Origin of the sequence: Rufibacter ruber, assembly GCF_014138425.1 — a bacterium.
Classification (GTDB): domain Bacteria; phylum Bacteroidota; class Bacteroidia; order Cytophagales; family Hymenobacteraceae; genus Nibribacter; species Nibribacter ruber_C.
In genome coordinates this window covers 86,697-108,827 of record NZ_JACJIQ010000003.1, presented here as the reverse complement: position 1 = coordinate 108,827, position 22,131 = coordinate 86,697, and the positions used below count along the sequence as shown (strand labels likewise).

Genomic DNA, 22,131 nt, shown 5'->3' with positions numbered 1-22,131 from the left:
TTAGTTGCTTGAGCCCCGTTCTTACCATAAGGTGAGGCGGGGCTTACTTTTTAGCCGCCTCCTCGGCAGTATGGCACTGCAGCCACTGTTCCATCTCATCAATAGACTTGAAACAGGTCACCTTCTCTGGGAGCGCGTCTGCCGGGAAATATTGCAGCATGGCCCCGCAGACCAGAACCTGGCGCAAGGTTGTTTTCTCCACCAGCTCCTCCAGGTATTCTGAAATGGGCACTTTAAACACAGGCGTGGTGAAGACTGAAAACACGTAGTCGGGCTTAAACTGCTTCACCGCCCCCAGCAGGTCACAGAACGGCAGGTGCTGCCCCAGGTACAGCGTAGAGAAACCCGCAGACCTGAACAGGTAATGCCCAAAGAGGAGCGCCACCTCATGCAGTTCCCCCTCCGGCAGGTACAGCACAATTCTGGGCGCCGACTTGTCCTGCTGAACCGGCAAGGCATCTATGGCCACCAGCATCTTCTGCCTGATCAACTGGCTCATAAAATGCTCATGGGCGGGCGTAATGTTAGCGGTCTGCCAGAGCAGGCCAATCTTACTCAGGAACGGGTACACCACCAGCCGCACTGACTGTTGAAACCCCAACTGCAGAATGGCCCGGCTCAGCACGCGCTCAAACAGCACCTCGTTCAACTCCACCATGGCCACAATGAGCTGGTTGATGAACTGCTCCTGCCCCAGCTCGTTCTCCGTGAGCTTCAATACCTCCTCGGCTACCTGCGTGGGCGGCAGCTGCGCAATTTTAGAGATTTTATAGCCTTCCTGGTACAGCAGCGCCACGTTGAGCAGGTTCTTCAGGTCAGCGTCATCATAGTAGCGTATGTTGGTGGCCGTGCGTTTAGGCTGCAACAGTTGGTAGCGCTGTTCCCAGATGCGTAATGTGTGGGCTTTGATGCCCGAAAGATGTTCCAACTCTTTGATGGAGTAGTGCGCCACAGGAGAATGGTTAGAAAGAGAATGTAAAGTTAACGCTTCCGGCGGGCAATGTGAAAGAACTTGGGGTGAACCCACAGCATCCCGAAGGATTCTGAGCCATCTTTCCCCTTTGTTTTATGGTGCACCTTGTGCGCTATGTCCAGGGCGCGCAGGTACGTGTTGGAGGCCTTTCTGAAAATCTTGACCCTGCGGTGAATCAGCAGGTCATGCACCAGAAAATACGCCGCCCCGTACATCGAGATGCCCACCCCAATCCAGAACCGGTAATCAAACGTCTCTGAACCGTAGATAAAGCAGAGCGCCGCAATCACCCCATAAAAGCAGAAAGACAGGTCATTGAGTTCAAACACATGGTTGTGCGGTTTGTGGTGCGACTCGTGAATGCTCCACAAGAAGCCGTGCAACACATATTTGTGCACCGCCCACGCCACCAGTTCCATGGTTACAAAAGTCCCTAATACAATCGCCGTGTTCGTCAGCATACTCATTCAACCAACAGGTTACGGTAATGTTTAAACGGTTTGCCTATTTTTCATCGGCCTACAGGCAAAAACTCCCCAGAAGAGATTAACGTACGCCTCACAGTTTCTGTTTCCGGCCTGTTTTCTGCAAAACAGCTCCAAAACGGCAACTGAGCAACAGGTCGTCTTTCTATCCTTACTTCCCAATTCTTACTTCCTCTTGCAGGTGGGGCGTGCCCCTGCGGGTCGGGCTATGCGCTGCAAGTCCTCGCTCACGCTGCGGGCTTTCCGCTGCTATCCCTCACGCATGCTCGGCAGGGCGCATTTCTGTTTTCGGCCTGTTTTCGGAAAAACAGGCCGAAAACGCAACGCCTTTGCCCGGGCCACGGTCTACTGCGGCACCGGGCAAGTACACGGCAGCTGCGCCTAAACACGTGCGGGTGGCTACACCGGTAGCAGGAACTTTAAGTTCCTGCCGGTTTCTATCACAGCATAAAGGCAGCGGGGGTTATACCTGCTTCAGGGGGAGCAATATTCCAGTTTCACCACGTTAACGGCTGCTTGTCCAGGAACGACTGAATGCCCCGCTGGCAGTCATCTGTGGCCCGGGCAAAGGCGTTGCGTTCAGCGGCGTAACTGAGGGCGTCTTTCAGCGGCAACTCCTGCACGCGGGCTATCATTTCCTTGGTGACTTCCATAGACTGCCCCGAGTTCTGCACGCACAGCTTGTGGGCCAGGTCTTTCACCGTCTGCGCCAGTTCCTCTTCTGGCACCACCGCATTCACCAACCCAAACTCCCGTGCCCGCTCCGCAGAAATGAGGTCGCCGGTCAGGAGCAGTTCCTTCGCGCGGGCCTCGCCTATTTTCCGGAGCAGAAAAACCTTGACAATGGCGGGCAGAAACCCAATCTTCACCTCTGTGTAGCCAAATTTGGCCCCGGGCACGGTATAGGTGAAATCACAGACGGTGGCCAGGCCGCAACCGCCGGCAATGGCATGCCCGTGCACCTGCGCAATGACTACTTTCTTGAGCGTGTAAATCTGGTAAAACAGCTGCATGAGGTGCGTAGAGTCTTCCAGGTTCTCCTGAAAGGTATTCTTCTGCAGTTGCTGCAGGTACTCCAGATCTGCGCCCGCACAAAAGACCGGCCCCACCGCCTTCAGAATGATAACCTTGCATTCCTCATCATTCTCTGCATGGTCAAACGCCTTCTTCAGCTCGGTGACCACCTCGTCATTCAAGGCGTTCCGTTTCTCAGGTCGGTTCAGGGAGATATAGGCAATCCGGTCTGTGCATTCATAGGTGATGTACCGGAGCGGGAGCATTTGGGCAGTGGTGGTGGTTGTGGCTGTCATAGTTCTTTGTACGTCTGGGTAGCATTGAAAGATAGAAAAAGATCCCCGCATTTGGTTCATACCAACCGCCAGGGAAATTAAAAGTCACAGCAGGTATGGCACACACGCAGGTTCTGCTTTACCTGGGAGACGGCACCAAATTTCTGTTTTGGGCCTGTTTTTTCAAAAACAGACCCAAAACGGGTAGGGCAACGGTTTCATCTGGAGCCAGTAAACCGGCAGGTACGCCATATTCCCTCTGGTTCTAAGTGCCGGGAAAAGCAAGCTCAGGTTGTACTTATACTTCTCTGCCCTGCTGGCTATCTTCAAGCGAGACAAAACTATACATAAATGGTCATTGCCACAGGAAACCTCAATCTTATTGGACCCTCCGTGCCTGGAAAACTGCCCCACATTCCTCAATTTTCCTCCCCAAATTGGGGAATTTATCCACAGATTCAAAAACAGAAGCTCACCTCAACCCCCTTCATAACCACCTCATAAACAATATCTTACATCACACCTTGCTGTTTTGGCACGGCAATGGCAACAAAGGAGGCAAGATCATTCATCAAACCTTACTTAACCACGATTATGAAAAAAGTTATCTTATCAGCCTTCGGACTTTTTGTTTTTGCCACTGTATCTGCCAATGCCCAGACCGCCCAAACCGCTGCAGCCGCGCAAACTACTACTGCAGCCCAGGACAACAAGACCCCGGTAAAAGTAGAAGAGCTGCCTGAGGCGGTTAAAACGGTGCTTTCCTCAGACGCATCCCTCAAAGAGTGGACCCCTACCACCGCTTTCCTGGTGAAAGAAGGCGAAGGCAAAGAGTATTATGCCATTGAGATGCAAAAAGGCCAGGAGAAAGGAGCCATTAAACTTGACAAGGAAGGAAACCAGGTAAAATAACCTGCCCTTGCTTACGTTAGACAGATAAAACTATGAAATAAAGAAAGCCGGTAAATGTCCGGCTTTCTTTATTTTTGCTGTTTTAGGACAAGAAGCAGGCATGGCGCACATTCTACTGGTAGAAGATGATCTTACGTTCTCCCTCATTCTGGAAGGGTTCCTGAAGAAACAGAACTTTCAGGTAAAGGTTACGCACCGGCTCAAGGATGGACTCAAAGCCCTGCAAGAACAGCCCTATGACCTGCTGCTGGTTGATTACCGGCTGCCAGACGGCATTGGCCTTGACCTCCTGAAAGAATGCAAAGCCACCGCCCCCTCCCTGCCGGTGATCATGATGACCAGTTTTCAGGATGTGGGCACTGCCGTGCGGGCTATGCGGCTGGGTGCCTTTGACTACATCACCAAACCGGTGAACCCAGATGAGCTGTTGATGGTGCTCCAGGAGGCGCTGCAGGCTAAAACGTCAACGGCCCCTTCCTCCCCTTCTCCTGTCACGCCAGCCCCTTCTTTCATCACAGGCACCAGTGAGGCCGCCCAACGCCTGCAAGAGATGATACAACTGGTGGCCCCCACAGATATGTCAGTGCTGATACAGGGGGAAAGCGGCACCGGGAAAGAGTACGTGGCCAGAACCACCCACCAGTACAGCAAGAGGGCAGACGCGCCTTTTGTGGCCATTGACTGCGGCGCCATCTCAGGTGACATTGCCAACAGTGAGCTTTTCGGGCACGTGAAGGGCGCGTTTACCGGGGCGCTGCAAGACAAGCAGGGCCTCTTTGAGGCCGCGCAAGGCGGCACGCTTTTCCTGGACGAGATAGGCAACCTGAGCTATGAGATCCAGATGAAGCTTCTGCGGGCGCTGCAGGAGCGGGTGGTGCAGCCCCTGGGCTCTACCGTGTCTGTGCCGGTGAATGTACGCGTGATTGCCGCCACCAATGATGACTTGCAGACCAGCGTCAGAAACGGCGATTTCAGGGAGGACCTTTTTCACCGGCTTAATGAGTTCAGCTTGAAAGTACCGGCCCTCCGCCACCGCGGCGAGGACCTGTTTTTGTTTGTGAACTACTTTATTGAGCAGGCAAACCGGGAGCTGGACCGAAACGTACAAACCCTGTCTGAGGGCGTGACGGCTATTTTCAGCCAATACCCTTGGCTGGGAAACCTAAGGGAGCTTAAAAACGTGGTCAGGCGGGCAGTGCTGCTCTCACCAGATGAGGTCATTCACAAACAGGCTTTGCCAGATGAGATGCACCTGCTCTACCCCCAGTCTGCTCCCAAGCCAGAAGGCCCGGACCTGAAAGCCTTACAGGAGGCCAATGAGCGGGAACTGATTCTGAAAACCCTGCAGGAGGTACGCTATAACAAGTCAAAAGCCGCCCGCCTCCTGAACATTGACCGCAAAACCCTTTACCATAAGCTGGAAAAGTACCACCTGCTGGGGTAGTGCGTTTTTGGCCTGTTTTCAGAAAAACAGGTCAAAAACGCCCCTCACCTCCTGTAGCCAATGTAAGGTGCACGCCCAGAGACGTCATCTATCAGGAAACCGCTTCTTGTGTCGCCCCCAGTTGCCGCCGGGCGGCGTCTTTCAGGCCTAACACCTTCTGCACCAGTGCATGAATGCGGGGCTGCAACAGGGGCAATGGCTCCTGTTGCTGGAGCGCCCCTTCCAGCTCCCTGAGCTGCCGGGCCAGTTCTTCGCCTCCCAGTTGACCGGCCCGCCCGGCCAGCCGGTGCAGCTGCTCCCGCACCGGCTCCCGCTCCTGGGCGGCCAGCGCCGAAACCAGTAGCTGCACATCCTGTTCCGTCTCAGAGACAAACTGCTGCAAGACCGCCCGCAGGAGCGCCTCCTCCGGGCCCAGCATGTTGCGCAGCGCCTCCAGGTTAAGGGCGGTTTCGCCCACAGACGCCGCCTCTCGTTTAAAATCAAGGGAAAGCGGAAGGATTTTACTGCTCACCAGCGCCACCAGCTCCTGCTCCCTGAACGGTTTCATCAGCAACCCGTCAAAGCCCTGCGCCAGAATGGAGGCCCGCTCCTCTGGCAGCGCCTGCGCCGTAAGCGCGAAAATCTGCACGTCTGCTGGTATTCTCGCCCTCAGGCTCCGGCACAGGTCTATTCCGTTCAGGTGGGGCATTCTGATGTCAAGCAAAACCAGTTTCACGTCTTCCTCCCATTTCTGTTCCAGCAGTGCCTTGGACTGGGAGGTACAAAAATGCGGGAAGTGGTGCTTCTGCAAGATGGCGCCACACAGTTGCAGAATGAACAGATCATCATCTACCACCAGCACTTTGCCCGCTTTTGCCAATTGCTTTACTTCCTGAACGGGTGCGGCCTCTGCTACCGCGGCCCCCGCCGGTACCCCAACCAGTGGCAGCTGCACCCTAAAAGCGGTGCCTTCGCCCGCTACGCTCTGCACCTGCACGGTGCCCCCCTGCCCTTCGGTTAACGCTTTGACAATGCTTAAGCCCAGGCCGGTGCCGCCGTGGGTGCGGGCAACGGCGGCATCTGCCTGCCTGAAGGCATCAAAAATGGTCTCTAGCTTATGGGCCGGAATCCCGATGCCGGTATCTCTGACTTCAAAGCACACCATAGCCGCATCACCGGGATGGGTGCCGGACACGGTGAGTGTCACCTGGCCAGCCTCTGTGAATTTTATGGCGTTCCCCAACAGGTTAAACAGGATTTGCCGCAGGCGGAAGGGGTCTCCCACCAACTGCCTTTGGCCCTCCAGTTCATACACCAGCACAAGTTTTAGAAGCTTTTTACGCGCCGGCAACTGCATGGCTTCTATCACTTCTGTTACCAGCTGGTGCAGGTTGAACTCCCGCTGCTCAAAAGAGAATTTCCCAGACGAGATGCGGCTGTAGTCCAGTACCTCGTTCACAATGTGCAGCAGGTGCTCTGAAGACTGATGAATTGCCTCCACGGCCAGCTTAGAAGGTGTTTGCTGCGCTTTGATCTGTTCTGAAAACCCTAAGATGGCCTGGAGCGGGGTCCTGATCTCATGGCTCATATTGGCCAGGAAGCGCTGCTTCACCTGCCCCAGCTGCTCGGCTTCTTCTTTGGCGGCAATGAGTTGTTTGCGGTATCTGTTGCTGCGCGAGATGTCCAGGAAGATGAGAAAGACCAGCAGCATAGCCCCCAGCGAGAAGACTATCATAATATTGTCAATTCGGGCAATACTTTGATTGACCACGCCCATGGCGGCCTGGTTGGTACGGCGCACCGCGGCCAGCTCCTCTTCTTCCAGGGCGCGCAGCATCCCTAACAGCTGGGTATGCAGCTGACTGTTGGCGGTGAGCCATTCCATTTCCCGGTTCAACAGTTGGGTGGTGCGCTGATGGTGCTCCTGCTCCACCTTGCGCATCATTTTCTCCACCTTCCAGAGGGCGCCGTCTTGCCGGGCTATAGACAGCGTATCTACCTGCACCTGCAGTTCCTCTTCTACCTGCTTTAACGCCGGGGGCAGCCCCTCGCCTTTACGCCCGCCAAACAACCGGCTGAAAAATGACGGTTTCTGTTTTTTGGGCGCCGCCTGCCCTTCTTCAGTAGGCACCAGGGTGGTGGTGGTGATTTTCTTGCTGGCGGTGACCACCGTGCTGTCAATCTGTGGCTGGCTAGTGGCAATGACCTTGGCAATAGACCTGATGCGCCGGGAGAGGGCCTCGTTCTGAATCATCTCGGCCCGGAGTTGCAGGTACTTGCCGTACAGGCGCTCCCGTTCCAGCAGTTTGGCCTGCAGGGAGTCCAGGAGTTGCAGCTGCTGGGGGTTGCCGGTCCGGTAGTCTCTCAGGGAATCCAGCGTGCGCTGAATCTGGTCTACTTTCTTCCTGAACACCTCCTGCGGCTTTTCTGGGCTGCGGTTGGCGTGCGTGCGCTGTAACTGGTCTAACTGGGTAAGGCTTTGAAAGAGGGAGTTGACCGTGCGCAGCTTCTCATTGGGGGCTGATACTTCTTCAACGGTCAGTAGAATTTCCTGAAAGCCCTTTTGCGTAATGGTCCAGGACATGAGCACGGCCACCGCACCCAATAGCACCGCCGCAATTATTTTGCCCCTGATGGAGTGCAGGGAGAATGTTTCTTTTACGTTGGGCATGCTGGTGTTGGGTTAGTGAATGAGCCAAAACGGCCTGCCTAACCATAAAAGTACAAAATTTCTCCCAAACCGCCCGGCCAACCCACCCGTACGGGCGCTATGGCAGCCTGATGCACCATGCCCCATCCTGCTCCAGCACGTGCACCCGGTACCCCGCCTCCGTCAGCTCCTGTCTTCTGCGTTGCACATAGTTTCTGGAGTTGGTCTGATCCAGCACCACTACCCTGGTAGTCATCACAGCCGCCAGTTTCTCTACCGGGGCCCAGACGTTGTGCTGCAGCACCACAGCCTCTACGTTAACCGGTTGGGCCAGCGCTTTAGGTAATTTATTCAGCCAGAGCAGACGTTTCCCCTGCCACACCACCAGCCGGTTTCCGGGTGGGGTCACGTGTACCGGCACTTGCTGTTTTTGACCTGTTTTCTGGAAATCAGGCCCAAAACGCACCTCTTCCCGCACGTCCCGCGCCCACCACAGCGGCTGCACCTGGTACGCAAAATTCTGGGGCTGGGCATAGAAGCCCGAATCTGCCAAGAACGTCACCTGCCTGCCTTGCAGAATAGAGGTGGCACTGCTCTTTCTCACGCTATGGATCACCAACTCCTTCTTTCGGCGCAGCCGATGGGCCTCTGCCAATTCTGTACCGGAGAGGAACGCCAGGCAGAGGGTTGCTGCTGTGAGCCAAGACAACTGCCTGCGCAGAATAAATAACACCACCGCTAGAACCAGGAGGTAGAGGGCCAGCACCTGGCCGGGGGTAATGACAAATCCATCCAGCACAGCCGTGGGCCACTGTTCCACCAGATGCAGCCCTTCGTTCATGAGCCACAGGATTCCCTGCAACACCTTTGCCACCCATGTTGCCAGGCCAGGCACAGGCGAAAGCAGCAGCAAAAAGATTCCCACCCACAATGCCCCGGTGGCCAGGGGAACCGCAAACAGATTAGTGACCCCAAAGTACAGCGGGAACTGGTGAAAATAATAGAAGCCTAACGGTGCCGTTGCCACCTGCGCCGCCACTGACACCGTACCCAACTGCCAGAAAAACCGCACCACCCTGTTCCCCGGCTCCCAGACCCTGGTGAGGAGAGGTTGCAGAAGTACAATTCCGGCCACCGCCGAAAAGGACAATTGAAACCCTACATCAAAAAGCAAGTTTGGCTCCAGCGCCAGCAGAACCATGGCTGCCACACTCAGGGAATTCAAGACGCTGGCTTTTCGGTTGAGAAGCATCCCGGCTTCTACAATGGTGAACATGGTGACCGCCCGCAGCACAGAGGGGGCCAGCCCGGTAAGATAGGCGTAAAACCACAGAAACAGGATGAGCGCAAGCCCTACCACCACCCTCCCCTTCCGGCGTGTGCGCAGGGGCTTCAGCAGGAAGAACAGCAACGCATAGAAGGTACCCACGTGCAGCCCGCTAACGGCCAGTACGTGCATGGTACCCGTGCGGGAGTAGGTATTGCGCAAGGAGGGGTCCAGGTTATCTTTTACCCCTAAGACCAGGGCCTGGGCAATGGCCAGTTCCCGTTTCTGGGGAAGGTAAGTAGCAAACGCCTCTTCCATGGTTCTGCGTAAACGGTAGCTGAGTGCTTTGAGGGCAGATGGGGGATCAGAACCCGTAATGAGCAGCCGGTCTGGCGTCACATACACCTGCCATTGAATGTGCTTTCGGGCCAGGAACTGCTGATTGTCAAACTGGAACGGATTGGCGGGGGGTGCCGGCTCAGCTAAGGAGCCTTTCACCAGCAGCTGGTGCCCGTACCGCAGTGAGTCTGTCTGGGGGGAGCGGGCAAAAAACAACGCCACTTTCCCGTGGGCGGGCTCCCACTTCCCGTTAACCTTAATTGCCGACAGGCGGCCAACGGTACTCACGGTATTGGGCTTTACCGCCACTCCTTCTACCAAGGTTACCTGAGCGTGCGAAACAGCCTCAGGAGCAACAGGTAGCGTTTCTGGCCTGTTTTTGAGAAAACAGCTCCAAAATGAAAGCGCCGTTACCATTAGCAGGCCCGCCACCCCTGCCACCCGGCGGCGCCTTGTCAGTGGTTTCTTCTTCGCATACCACCAGGCCCCCAAGAACAGGAGCACGAAAAAAGCTGCCCCTATCCCCGCAAAGGGAACATGGGGACCTGTGGCCTGGTACAGGAGAATGCCCAGAAGAAAGGCCCCCAATGGGCGCATAGTTCCGGTGACAGCAATTCTAGGCATTAGACTTAGTACCAGTATGTTTCATGTCTCTGCAGCGTTGTTGCATTCTCTGCGGTGTACGTGCTGTGCCGAATTGGGATAATGAAATTTGGTTTGGGAGCGGGTTTGTGCTTTATAGATTTTGCGTGAAAGGAGTTTTTTGTACGCATTCCGTTCCCCTTCAAAGGGGGACGGAATGTGTATAATTTCCGCTGTTCAGGATTTGTAATCCTGAACGGAAGTATCTCGCGGACTTGTAATCCGCAGCGGTGGTGACCCAAAGGATACATAATGGGGATTACAAATTCCCACATACGTGTTTCCGGATTGCAAATCCGGGAGAGCGACTTCCCATTTGGTAGAACTTAACAGGTACTCATGCACCCTCGCCCTTGTAGGTGTTCTCATAAACAAGCAGAATAGCCACTTTTAATAGGTTTGTTAGTCATAACAACAGAAGAGCAGACAGTTTCTACAAGTGCTTCGTCTTTTGGATTGGGAAAGCCTTCCCCCAAAAGAAAAAGTGTGTTTTCAGCCTGTTTTCTGAAAAACAGGCTGAAAACACACTTTCTGTTCTGAGGCAGATTCGCTTACTGATTAATCTTCATGGCGTCTGAAGTTCTGGCGGCGGCGCGGGGCGTCCTGGTTGTCAAAGTCACCGTTCTTCTCCCGCTCCTCGCGTTCTTTCTGGCGCTTGTCGTCAAACTTGGTGTAGGCTTCCACAATGCTTTTCACCAGGCGGTGACGCACTACGTCCTCGGCCTGCATCTCTACAAAGCCAATGCCTTTGATGTCTTTCAATACAGTCATGGCCTCAATCAGACCTGAGCGCTGGTTGCGCGGCAAGTCAATCTGGGTGCGGTCACCGTTGATCATCACTTTAGACGTAGGGCCCATACGGGTCATGAACATCTTGATCTGCATGGGCGTGGTATTCTGTGCCTCATCCAGCAGCACAAAAGCGTTGTTCAGGGTACGTCCGCGCATGTACGCCAGGGGCGCGATCTCTATGATTTTGTTCTCATAGTAGTACTTGAGTTTCTCCACGGGGATCATCTCCTCCAGCGCGTCATAGATTGGCCGCAGGTACGGGTCTACTTTGTCCTTCATGTCGCCGGGCAGGAATCCGAGGCTTTCACCGGCTTCCACCACGGGGCGGGAAATGATGATTTTCTTCACCTCTTTGTTCTTGAGCGCGCGTACGGCCATGGCCACCGAGATAAAGGTTTTACCGGTACCGGCCGGCCCCAGGGCGAACACCAGATCGTTCTTAGCCACGGCCTCCACCAGTTTGTGCTGGCTGGGGGTTTTGGCTTTGATCACGCCTCCTTTGCTGCCGTACACAATCACGTCTGGGCTGGTGATGACCACATCGTCCTCAAAGTCGTTGTCGGCGGTCAGGAATTTATGGACGCTCTTATCGGTGATTTTGCCGTACTGGTGGTAGTGCTCAATCAGCGAAGAAAGGATCTCATGTATTTTGGTAATCTCAGGCGTCTGGCCCTGGATTTTAATCTCATTGCCGCGAGATATAATCTTGCTGCTGGGGAAAGCGGCGGCCAGTTGTTTTATGTTCTGGTTCTCCAGACCCAGGAAATCTATCAGGGAGATGTTCTCTAGGGTTATTGTTTTTTCTACCAAAGGCGAAGTTGTTTAAATCAGTTTGTGCGTGCTTCTACTGAAATTGTAGTAGTTTTGTTATGCGAGTTAATCCAAATTTGCCTTTTGCGCTGCAAAACGTCTCAAAGCATGTTTAAATTTGTCTTTTGCGCTGCAAACGGGTATCTAAAGAACCTGTCTTCGCCTTTTCCTCGCACCATAGCGCTGCTATGCTGCGAGAAAATCGCTATAGAAGAACCTTTCGCTCCCCGTTTTCGCTTGCAAAATCAAAATGTAAACAAGCTCTCAGCAAGAACCTGCGTTCACGCTTTTCTGGCACCGTAGCGCGTCTACGATGCTTTAAAAACCTTATGCGCAGAACCTTCCTTTGCCGTTTTGCGTCTGCAAAATCAGAATTTGCTCTACCTCTAAGACAAATATAGAAAAACTAAAGTTCTTTTGACTGACCGTTCCCCATGGGATTTCTCACCTTTTTATCTGACTTCGGGACCATTGACCATTACGTGGCAGCTGTTAAAGCTAAAATTCTGACGCTCAACCCTACCCAGGTCATTGTTGACATCTCGCACCACATAGATCCGTTCAACATTGCCCACGGGCTGCACGTGATCAACTCAGTGTACAGAGACTTCCCCGAGGGTACGGTGCACCTGCTGGCCGTAGACACCCATGGCAGCAAGAACGGCCGCTACCAGGTGGCCCGCTACAACGGGCACTACTTTGTCTGCGCAGACAACGGCCTGCTGTCTCTGTTAACCGACGGCGACCCGGAGCAGCTGGTGGACCTGCCGGAGCAGCCGGAGTCTTCTTCGCCCGCGCGGGATATCATGGCGCCTGCTGCCGTAGCGCTGGCCAACGGCGCCAGCATGGCCGAGGTGGGCGAACTCGCCGATGGCATGCTCCAACGCATTAACCGCCAGCTGCGCCTCAACGACCACAACATTATTGGCCACGTGGTGCACGTAGACCATTACGGCAACCTCATCACCGACATTACCCGAGACAGCGTTGACGCCATTGGCCACGGCCGAAAATCTTCTATCCATTTTAACCGGGAGGTCATTGACCGGATCAGTACCCGCTATAACCAACCCAACGAAGGCGACTGCGTGGCCCTGTTCAACCGTCAGGGCTTCCTGACTATTGGCATCAACAAAGGCCACGCCTCTGAACTGTTGGGCATGTACTTTGACTCACCCGTAGAAGTACGCTTTGCCCCAGACCCGGTGGAGTAATTAAGAATTGGGAAATAGGAATTGAGAATTTTTTCTTGCATTTCAATTCACGTTTTCGGCCTGATTTGGCCAAAACAGGCCGAAAACGCAAACTGCGGAGTTCCTTCTCCCTCTGGGAGAAGGGTAGGATGAGGGAAATCACGGCTCCCGTTGTAAAGACTACGGCTACGCCGAAGCAGAATGATATTTTAGGTTTGGGGAGGATGGGAATAGTTTTTGTTTCATAGCTCCTGCGGCCCCCTCACCCTAGCCCTCTCCTCCAGGGAGAGGGAACACTGCTTTTGCGTTTCCGGGCTGTTTTGGCCAAAACAGCCCGGAAACAGACGTTCAAGGAAAAACTAATTCCTAATTAAAAAATGTTGATACGAATAGTCAGAATGACGTTTCTGGAAGACAGGGTGCCGGCGTTTCTGGAAATCTTCAAAGCGTCCAGAGAGAAGATTGCCGCTTTTCCCGGTTGTCAACGGGTGGACCTGCTCCAGGATTACCACCTGCCCCACGTGTACAGCACCTACAGCCTCTGGGACTCTGAAGAAGCCCTGAACAACTACCGCAAATCAGAATTGTTCGGCTCTGTCTGGAAACCCACCAAGGCTTTGTTCTCTGAGCCCGCCCAGGCTTTTTCTTTCAAGCCCGCAGCCGTCTAGTTATTTATTTTTCAATAACACCGTCAGCAAATATGGGTTTCCGGCTTTTGCTGGCCGCTTTTCCCCTCTCTAATCATTCTCTAATCTGGCTCTAATCAACCTATAATACGGGTACTCTAGTTTTGGGCATTCTTCAAAAAAAGAATTACCCATGAGAGTACCCATTTTTCTATTTGCGCTGGTTTTGCTGAAGTGTCTGCTCCAGCCAGTTTCAGCGCATTCAACTGCAGGACGTACCGTTCCCGCCACCGCCCCTGCTGACTCCTTGCGCCTTACCCTGGCGCAGGCCGAGCAGCTGTTTCAGGAGCGCAACCTGCCGCTGCTGGCGCAGAAATCGGCGATTGAGGCTTCCCGGGCGGCTATTCTGCAGGCCAAGCTGTTTGAGAACCCGGTGCTGACGGTTGACCAGAGCGTGTACAACCCGGAGAACGGCAAATACTTTGATGTGAGCCGCAACGGACAGACGTTCCTGCAGTTGGAGCAGCTGGTGTACCTGGCGGGCAAACGCAACAAGCGGGTGCAGGTAGAACAACTGGAGACGCAACTCACCGAGCAGGATTTCTTTGATTTGCTGCGTACGCTCAGGTTCACGTTGCGCACCAACATGGTGGAGCTGTATTACCAGCAGCAGGGCCTGAAAATACTGCGGGAAAGAACGCAAACCGTGCAGCAACTGGTCACGGCGCTGGAGGAACAGTACCAAAAAGGCAATATTCCGCTCAAGGAAATCACCCGCCTGAAAGCCCTGCTGTTCCAGTTGGGCAACCAGCAGCTGAGCCTGCTCAATGAGATAGAGGAAACGCAATCTGAACTAAGGCTGCTGACCCGCACCCCCGCCACTACGGTGCTGGTCCCAACGCTGGAAGAGAACACCTTAAACGCAGCCACACCCACTCAGCTTACGTTCAGCAAATTGCTGGAGACGGCGCAGGAGAACCGCTATGACCTGAAAGCCGCCCAGACCGTGGTGCAGTTACAGGAGGCGAACCTGAAACTACAGAAAGCCATGGCTGTGCCCGACATCACCATCAGCGCCAACTATGACCGCCAGAGTAACTTCATCAGGAACTATACCGGCGTAGGTTTTTCGCTGCCGCTGCCCCTCTTTAACCGCAACCAGGGTAACATCAGAATGGCGCAGCACCAGATAGACCAAAGCCAGCACCTACTGGCACAGCAGCAACTGACCGTGGAGACCGAGGTGATGCAGGCGTTCAAAAAAGCACAGGAGGCTCAGCAATTCTACAACTCCTTTGACCCCAACTTCAGAAGTGATTTTGACCGGCTCTTAGATGGCGTTACCTCCAACTTCATGCGACGCAACCTCAGCCTCATTGAGTTTCTGGATTACTACGAGACCTACACCGAGAGCATGACCCAACTGCTGGAGCTCAGCACCAACCGCCTGCGCGCCCTGGAGGAAATAAACTTTGCCGTGGGCACCCCTGTCATCACCTATTAAACCTATCCTCTGTGAATACCATGAAAAATAAGATAACCACGCCGCTTCTGTTCTCTCTGCTCACGGGCTGCACCTTCTTCTTTGCCTGCTCTGAGGAAAAAAATCAAATTCCCAGTGCTGCGTTGGCAGATAAAGAGCTTTGCCTCACTGATACCCTTTCCCAATTGATTAAGCTGGATTCGGCCCGGATGCAGAACGTGAACAACCAGCTGCAGCTGGTAGGCAAGATTGCCTTAGATGAGAAGAAGGTCTTCAAGATTTTCCCGCTGGTGGGCGGCCATGTGCAGAGTGTAAAGGTAGAGTTAGGCGATTACGTGCAGAAAGGACAGACACTGGCCGTGATTAGAAGCAGTGAGATAGCCGAGTTTGAGCAACAGCGTATTGCGGCGCAGTCTGCGTTGCAGGTGGCCCAGAAGAACCTGGAGGTGGCCAAAGACATGGCCAAGTCTGGGTTAGTCTCTGAGCAGGATGTGCTGGCGGCGCAGCGGGAAAGAGACATCGCCCAGGCCGAGGCCCAGCGCATGAAACAGGTCTTCAGCATTTACAGCATTGGCAAAGGGTCTGAGTACGTGGTAAAGGCGCCCTCTGCCGGGTTTGTGGTGGAGAAGAACGTGAACGCCGACATGCAGATTCGCTCAGACAATGACACCAACCTGTTCACCATTTCCAGCATGAATGAAATCTGGGTCATGGCCAACGTTTTTGAGTCTGACATTGCCAAGGTGAAAGAGGGCTACGCCGCCGAGGTGACTACCTTAAGTTATCCTGACAAAGTCTTCCGGGGCAAAATTGACAAAATCTTCAATGTACTAGACCCCGAGAGCCGCACCATGAAAGTGCGGGTACGCTTGGATAATCCTGATTTCTCACTTAAACCCGAGATGTTCGCCAACATCAGAATTGAGTACCCCGAAGACAAACAGCTTATGGCCATTCCTGCCCATGCGTTGGTGTTTGACCAAAGCAAAAACTACGTGATGGTGTACCGTAAGCGCTGTGACGTGGAGCAGCGAGAGGTGAAACTATACCAGACCATGGGGCAAACGGCCTACCTCACCAGCGGCATTGAGGCAGGCGAGCAGGTGGTGAGCAAATACCCGCTGCTGGTCTACAATGCCTCCAAAGCAAAATAACTTTTCCTGCGCCAATTGGTGGGAGCGTTTTCGGGCTGTTTTCTGAAAAACAGCCCGAAAACAGAATAAAATAATGCTTGTGACCTTGACTTCTTTTCAGCTGGACTCAAGGCACTCATACAATCTGTAAAGACATTTTCCAGATGAATTCTTTTATCAAAAATATCATTGCATTCTCGCTTAAGAACCGGTTCCTGGTCTTTTTTATGACCATTGGCATTGTGGTGGCGGGGGTGATAAGTTTTATGCACACGCCCATTGAGGCGTTCCCGGATGTGACCAACACCCGTGTGCAAATTATTACCCAATGGCCCGGCCGCAGTGCCGAGGAAGTGGAGAAGTTTGTGACCATTCCTATTGAGGTGGAAATGAACGTGGTGCCAAAAAAGACCAGCCTGCGCTCCATCTCCCTCTTCGGGCTGTCGGTGGTGACCATGATTTTTGAAGACGAGGTAGACGATTTCCATGCCCGTCAGCTGGTGGCCAACCAATTGGCCACGGTAAACCTACCGGAAGGTGTAGACGCCGAGATGCAACCCTCTGCGGGGCCCACCGGCGAGATATTCCGCTACACCCTTGAAAGCAAGACCAAGGATGTACGCGAACTAAAAACCATTCAGGACTGGGTGATCGACCGCAAACTGAAGGGCGTGCCAGGCATTGCCGACGTAGTGAGTTTTGGGGGAGAAATAAAAACCTACGAGGTGAGCGTAGACCCCAGCCTGATTGGGAAATATAACATCACCGCCCCAGACGTGTATGAGGCCATTGCCAAAAGCAACCTCAACGTGGGTGGTGATGTGATTGAGAAAAACGGCCAGGCCTACGTGGTGCGCGGCATTGGGCAGCTCAACAACATTAATGAGATTGAGAACGTGATGGTCACAGACCGGCAGGGCGTGCCGGTGCTCATCAAGAACGTGGCCACGGTGGCAGAATCACACCTGCCCAACCTGGGCAACGTGGGCCGTGACGAGCAAACCAATCTGGTGGAAGGCATTGTGGTGATGCGCAAGAACGAGAACCCTAGCGAGGTGCTGGCGGCCCTCAAAAGCAAAATCACTGAACTGAACGATGTGGTACTGCCCGATGACGTGAAGATTGTGCCGTTCTATGACCGCTCTGACCTCATTGGTTTCACCACCACCACGGTGACCCACAACCTGCTGGAGGGCATTGTGCTGGTGACCGTGATTGTGTTCCTCTTCATGGCCGATTGGCGCACTACGCTCACCGTAGCCATCATTATACCGCTGGCGCTGCTCTTCGCGTTTGTGTGTATGCGCCTCAAAGGTATGTCGGCCAACCTGCTTTCTATGGGGGCCATTGACTTCGGGATTATCATTGACGGGGCGGTGGTGATGGTGGAAGGACTGTTTGTGGTGCTGGACAAGAAAGCGCATGAGCTGGGAATGCCCCGTTTCAACGCCTTGTCAAAACGCGGCATCATCAAGAAAACCGCCGTTGACCTGGGTAAGTCCATCTTCTTCTCCAAGCTTATCATAATCACCGCCTTGCTGCCCATCTTCGCGTTCCAGAAAGTTGAGGGGAAAATGTTTTCGCCACTGGCGTACACGCTGGGCTTTGCCTTGCTGGGTGCACTGCTTTTCACCCTTACGTTGGTGCCGGTGCTGAGCAGCATGCTGTTGAACAAGAATGTGCGGGAGAAGCACAACCCGTTTGTGAACTTCATCAACAAGTATGTGTTCAAAGGCTTCTCGTTCACCTACCGGAATAAAAAAGCCAGTCTGGTAGTGGCCATGGTGGTGATGGGTGTGGGACTGCACCTGTTCAAGTTTCTGGGCTCAGAATTTTTGCCGCAGTTGAACGAGGGCGCGGTGTACGTGCGGGCCAGCATGCCTATGAGTACCAGTCTGCAGCAGTCGGTGGAGATGACGGAGAAGATACGCAAAACCATCGGCGCCTTTGACGAGGTGAAACAGGTGATGTCGCAGACCGGTCGGCCGAATGACGGCACCGACCCTACCGGCTTCTTCAACATTGAGCTGCACGTAGACCTCAAGCCCAAGAATGACTGGCAGCGCAAGATTTCTAAGGAGCAGCTCATTGACGAGATGCAGCAAAGGCTGGCTTCATACCAGGGCATCAGCTTCAACTTCTCCCAGCCCATTATGGACAACGTGGAGGAGGCCGTGTCTGGGGTGAAAGGCTCCATGGCCGTGAAAGTCTTCGGGGATAACCTGCAGCGGTTGGAGGTGCTGGGCGACAGCGTGTACAGCGTGCTCAATAAGATTGAGGGAATTGACGACCTGGGCGTGATTAGCCTCATCGGCCAGCCCGAAATGCGGGTAGAGCTGGACCAGCAGCGCATGGCTTCTTACGGAGTCTCCCCGGCAGATGCCCAGGCGGTGATTGAGATGGCCATTGGCGGGAAAGGCGCCAGCAGCCTCTATGAGGGCGAGCGCAAGTTTGACATCAGAATCAGGTACCAGCAGGAGTTCCGGAACAATGAAGCACAGCTGGCGAACCTGCGGGTGCCCACCAGCCACGGCGGCAATATCTCGCTCAACGAGATTGCCAAAATCAGCACCGTCACCGGCCCCGCTTTTGTGTACCGCGAAGACAACGCCCGCTTTATTGCCGTTAAATTCTCGGTACGTGGCCGTGACCTGGGTAGCACCATCAAAGAGGCGCAGGAGAAAGTAAACCAGGCCATTCAGCTGGACAAAGGCATGCACCTGGAGTGGAAAGGCGAGTTTGAAAACCAGATACGCGCCACTGACCGGTTGATGCAGGTGGTACCGGTGAGTCTGGTACTCATCTTCCTGATTCTCTTCGCGCTGTTCGGCAATGGCCGTGACGCTGCCCTGGTGATTCTGAACGTGCCGTTTGCCCTCATTGGCGGTATTCTGGCCCTGCTGCTCACCAATACTAATTTCAGTATTTCGGCGGGGGTTGGGTTTATCGCCCTCTTCGGGATTTGCGTGCAGAACGGCGTGATTCTGATTTCAGTGTTCAAGAAGAACCTGGAGGAACAGATGCCCCTGATGCAGGCCATTAAAGAAGGCGTAGCCGAACGTACCCGTCCCGTAGTCATGACTGCCATGATGGCCGCCATCGGGTTGGTGCCCGCCGCCCTTTCCACGGGTATTGGTTCAGAAACCCAGAAACCGTTGGCCATAGTGGTGATTGGCGGCCTTATTAGCGCTACCATTCTGACCCTGCTTATTTTCCCGCTGCTCTTTGACAGCGTGTACAAGAGAACACTCAGACAGAAACAAACCAAGTACCGCAGGGTTCGGTTAGAAGAAGCCGTTCCTGCCTAGTTTTAACAGGTTGAACAGTTCCATTGTGTTTCAGCGCGTTTGTTTTGAGTGAAAGGAGGTGGTTTTTGGCCACCTCTTTTGTTTTCAGCCAACTCCTGTTTTCGGCCTGTTTTTAAGAAAACAGACCGAAAACAGGAAACTCTCATCCTTAACTTCTCCGAAGTTATGAGAAAGAAAAACGAAGCCTATTAACCCTGCAATGGCCACTTAGTGATAGTATAGCCTTATTAAGGAATTTTTAAAAAAGGCAAGGAAGTAACTTCCGCACCAGAGAGATTCCAGGAAATCTGAAATTGGAACAGCAACGGGAATTAGAGGCCTTTCTTACGGAATAAATTTGGAATAAACCTGAGAACTGTAAAAGTGGGAGCCAAAGGCTTCTGTTCTACAGTTAGCTGCCGTTTTCAGCTTGTTTTTCTAAAAACAGTCCGAAAACGGCAGCACCATTATATTCACCGAAAGAAGAAGCTGTTACATTGATGGCAACAGTAAAATAACGGTTGTTCCTTTACCTAAAGTGGAAGACACTTTCACTTCCCCGCCATGCAGCCGCAGCACCTTTTCTACCATGGTCAGTCCTATGCCGGTACCCATTCGGTCACGGGCATTCTTAGCACGGTAGAAAGGCTCCTTTACCCGGTCTATTTCGGCTTCCGGAATCCCGATCCCCTGGTCCTGCACGGTTACCGTTAGCAGCGTTCCCCGCCAGGACAGTGACACCTGAACCGGCTGGTGGTCTGAGAATTTTGAGGCGTTCTCCAGTACGTTTTTGAAGGCTATCTGCAGAAGACTCCGGCTGCCTAACACCGTCAACCGGTCTGCGTCTGGCGGTAACGTGGAGAGGTCAACCTGAATCTGGTTCTGCGGCAGGGAATAGGTCAGCTCCACTTTTACTTCCAGCAGGACTTCATCTACCCGAACGCGCTCTTTTCTAATCTCCTGTTCATCAAAGCCGGTCTGGGCCAGGAGAATCAAATCAGTGGTGAGTTTTTCCAGCCGGTCTGTCTCTTTCTGGAGCGTTTGCAGAGACGCTTTGTAGTCAGCGGGCGTTCGGTCCTGCATCAGGGTAACTTCCAGCTCGCCGCTGATGGCGGTTAACGGGTTACGGAGCTCATGGGAGGCGTTGGCGATAAAACTTTTCTGCATGTAAAAAGACGTATCCAGGCGTTCCAGCATCTGGTTGAAGGTATGGACCAGTTCACCAATTTCATCACGGGCGGGCCGCTCCTTCACCCGCAGGTGCAGGTTAGACGCCCTTATTTTGTTCACCTCCTGCACAATGGCAACAATGGGTTGCAGCACCCTTCGGGCGAAGAAATGACCGGCTGCCACCATCACCAGGCAACCCAGCAGCACACTGATGATTAACACCTCGCGCAGGTTCTGCAGTTTACCGGCACCGGTGATGTCCTGGGCAATGACAATGACATAGAAATCACCTTCATTGTCTTCATACCAGAGCCCCACCCCCTGCTGCCCCTGCTGCCAGAATTCGGTTTCGCCCTTGGTTTTTATCTGCTCAAAGACCTTAGGCGGAACCGCCAGACCGGCGCTATCTGAGGCCACGTGCAACTGCCGGTTATGGTCATAAATGGCGAACCGCTCCTCTGAGAGGCTTTGGAAGAACTTGCGGCGGGTTTTCTGGAGCCGCTGCGCACTGAATTCGTCCTGCTCCAGGTACATCTGCGCCGCCACAATGCCCCGGTCCATTAACCGCTGGAAATACTGCCGGCGGGTAAACTGCTCTGCCACCAGATAAATCACACTGATGATGACCACGAGAATGACCGTGGTGAGGCCGGCAAACGTGAGGGTGAGTTGGTTTCTGAAAGTCATACGTTCTCCGGCTCCTTCAGCATATAGCCCATGCCCACCACCGTGTGCAGCAGCTTAGCGGGAAAGTCTTTGTCTATCTTGTTGCGGAGGTAGTTCACGTACACATCTACCACGTTAGAGCCCAGGTCAAAGTTAAGGTCCCAGACGTTTTCCAGCAGGTCTACGCGGGAAAGCACCTTGCCCTGCTTTTTCAGGAAAAACTCCAGCAGGGCGAACTCACGGGCGGTGAGGTGGATGGGTTTTCCGGCCCGGGTCACTTCTTTGGTATCCAGGTTCATGGTCAAATCTCCGGCGTGCAGCAGATGACTGGTAGTCACTGGTTCTGCCCGCCGCGCCAATGCCCGCACCCGCGCCACCAGCTCTCTGAACTTGAAGGGCTTGGGTAAATAATCATCGGCCCCGGCTTCCAGACCGTCTACCACATCATCTGTGGTGCCCAATGCCGTGAGCAGCAGAATGGGCGTGCGCAGCTGTTCCTGGCGCAGCTGCCGGCACAGGTCCAGCCCGCTGAGGTGGGGCAAGATCACGTCCATGACAATGACCTGGTACTCGTTCTGCAGCGCCAGCTTTTTACCCGTGTTGCCGTCATAGGCCACCTCCACCTCAAACGTCTGCTCCTGTAAGCCGCGTTTGATAAATGCGGCCACGTTGGGCTCATCTTCAATGACCAGTATTTTCATGTTTTCTGATACGCTTGTTCTTTCCCCCTTATCCCACTCCCCTGCAAACCTGTAGCAAGCCCAAGGTAAAATTACGCAAATAAAGAGAGCAAATGGCTGCCTGTTAATGCACAGCCAGCAGGACGGCGACTCTTTTTCCTTTAAGTCTTTCTGTGCCATTGGGGTAGTGGGTAGGCCGCCAACCACATTGGATCAGAGGGTTGGTTATCTTCCGCAAGCGGATGGTTGCGCCTGCAGTAGCTGGTGTTTCCCTAGTATAGTCCTGATTTAAGAAAAACAGGCCGAAAACG

General features: G+C 53.7%; 15 protein-coding genes. 7 read left to right on the top strand and 8 right to left on the bottom strand.

Annotated elements, in window-relative coordinates:
• Nucleotides 1-43: 43 nt before the first annotated feature.
• From FHS90_RS04750 to FHS90_RS04740, 3 genes are all read right to left on the bottom strand, one after another.
• Nucleotides 44-952: a MerR family transcriptional regulator gene (locus tag FHS90_RS04750; RefSeq protein ID WP_066838835.1), complete on the bottom strand. Its 909-nt coding sequence runs from the start codon at nt 950-952 to the stop codon at nt 44-46.
• A 29-nt stretch (nt 953-981) separates the two neighbouring features.
• The gene (locus FHS90_RS04745) at nt 982-1,434 is read right to left on the bottom strand and encodes a sterol desaturase family protein (RefSeq protein WP_343049586.1); all 453 of its coding nucleotides are present in this window, start codon (nt 1,432-1,434) and stop codon (nt 982-984) included.
• A gap of 521 nt (nt 1,435-1,955) precedes the next feature.
• Nucleotides 1,956-2,768: an enoyl-CoA hydratase/isomerase family protein gene (locus tag FHS90_RS04740; RefSeq protein WP_066838842.1), complete on the bottom strand. Its 813-nt coding sequence runs from the start codon at nt 2,766-2,768 to the stop codon at nt 1,956-1,958.
• A gap of 573 nt (nt 2,769-3,341) precedes the next feature.
• On the opposite strand from FHS90_RS04740, the gene FHS90_RS04735 reads away from it, so the two are divergent.
• Both FHS90_RS04735 and FHS90_RS04730 read left to right on the top strand, forming a co-directional pair.
• Nucleotides 3,342-3,659, top strand: coding sequence for a hypothetical protein (locus tag FHS90_RS04735; RefSeq protein WP_066838844.1), 318 nt, complete (start codon nt 3,342-3,344; stop codon nt 3,657-3,659).
• A 100-nt stretch (nt 3,660-3,759) separates the two neighbouring features.
• Nucleotides 3,760-5,103: a sigma-54-dependent transcriptional regulator gene (locus FHS90_RS04730; protein WP_182512119.1), complete on the top strand. Its 1,344-nt coding sequence runs from the start codon at nt 3,760-3,762 to the stop codon at nt 5,101-5,103.
• A 91-nt stretch (nt 5,104-5,194) separates the two neighbouring features.
• Here FHS90_RS04730 and FHS90_RS04725 read toward each other — a convergent pair whose 3' ends face one another.
• From FHS90_RS04725 to FHS90_RS04715, 3 genes are all read right to left on the bottom strand, one after another.
• A complete protein-coding gene (locus FHS90_RS04725; protein ID WP_182512117.1) occupies nt 5,195-7,753 on the bottom strand; it encodes an ATP-binding protein in 2,559 nt (852 codons plus the stop codon).
• 97 nt (nt 7,754-7,850) lie between these two features.
• Nucleotides 7,851-9,935 carry a ComEC/Rec2 family competence protein gene (locus tag FHS90_RS04720; RefSeq protein WP_246386699.1) on the bottom strand — a complete coding sequence of 695 codons (2,085 nt, stop codon included), beginning with the start codon at nt 9,933-9,935 and terminating at the stop codon, nt 7,851-7,853.
• Between the two features lie 603 nt (nt 9,936-10,538).
• On the bottom strand, nt 10,539-11,582 hold the full coding sequence (locus tag FHS90_RS04715; protein ID WP_182512113.1) for a PhoH family protein: 1,044 nt from the start codon (nt 11,580-11,582) through the stop codon (nt 10,539-10,541).
• Between the two features lie 434 nt (nt 11,583-12,016).
• Here FHS90_RS04715 and FHS90_RS04710 point away from each other — a divergent pair, with 434 nt between their 5' ends.
• The 5 genes from FHS90_RS04710 to FHS90_RS04690 all read left to right on the top strand — a co-directional run bounded on the left by FHS90_RS04710 (nt 12,017) and on the right by FHS90_RS04690 (nt 19,325).
• Complete coding sequence (locus tag FHS90_RS04710) at nt 12,017-12,796, top strand: SAM hydrolase/SAM-dependent halogenase family protein (protein WP_182512111.1); 780 nt, start codon at nt 12,017-12,019, stop codon at nt 12,794-12,796.
• Nucleotides 12,797-13,152: 356 nt separating this feature from the next.
• Nucleotides 13,153-13,443, top strand: a complete 291-nt coding sequence (locus tag FHS90_RS04705; protein WP_066836060.1) for a putative quinol monooxygenase — start codon at nt 13,153-13,155, stop codon at nt 13,441-13,443.
• Between the two features lie 151 nt (nt 13,444-13,594).
• On the top strand, nt 13,595-14,905 hold the full coding sequence (locus FHS90_RS04700; protein ID WP_182512109.1) for a TolC family protein: 1,311 nt from the start codon (nt 13,595-13,597) through the stop codon (nt 14,903-14,905).
• Between the two features lie 20 nt (nt 14,906-14,925).
• A complete protein-coding gene (locus tag FHS90_RS04695; protein WP_182512107.1) occupies nt 14,926-16,038 on the top strand; it encodes an efflux RND transporter periplasmic adaptor subunit in 1,113 nt (370 codons plus the stop codon).
• A 143-nt stretch (nt 16,039-16,181) separates the two neighbouring features.
• Nucleotides 16,182-19,325 (top strand): efflux RND transporter permease subunit, encoded by a 3,144-nt coding sequence (locus tag FHS90_RS04690; protein WP_182512105.1) that lies wholly within the window; start codon nt 16,182-16,184, stop codon nt 19,323-19,325.
• A gap of 471 nt (nt 19,326-19,796) precedes the next feature.
• On the opposite strand, the gene FHS90_RS04685 is transcribed toward FHS90_RS04690, so the two are convergent.
• Both FHS90_RS04685 and FHS90_RS04680 read right to left on the bottom strand, forming a co-directional pair.
• A complete protein-coding gene (locus FHS90_RS04685) occupies nt 19,797-21,161 on the bottom strand; it encodes a sensor histidine kinase (protein ID WP_182512103.1) in 1,365 nt (454 codons plus the stop codon).
• Nucleotides 21,158-21,841, bottom strand: a complete 684-nt coding sequence (locus FHS90_RS04680) for a response regulator transcription factor (protein WP_182512101.1) — start codon at nt 21,839-21,841, stop codon at nt 21,158-21,160. The genes FHS90_RS04685 and FHS90_RS04680 overlap by 4 nt, the downstream gene beginning before the upstream one ends.
• Nucleotides 21,842-22,131: the final 290 nt, after the last annotated feature.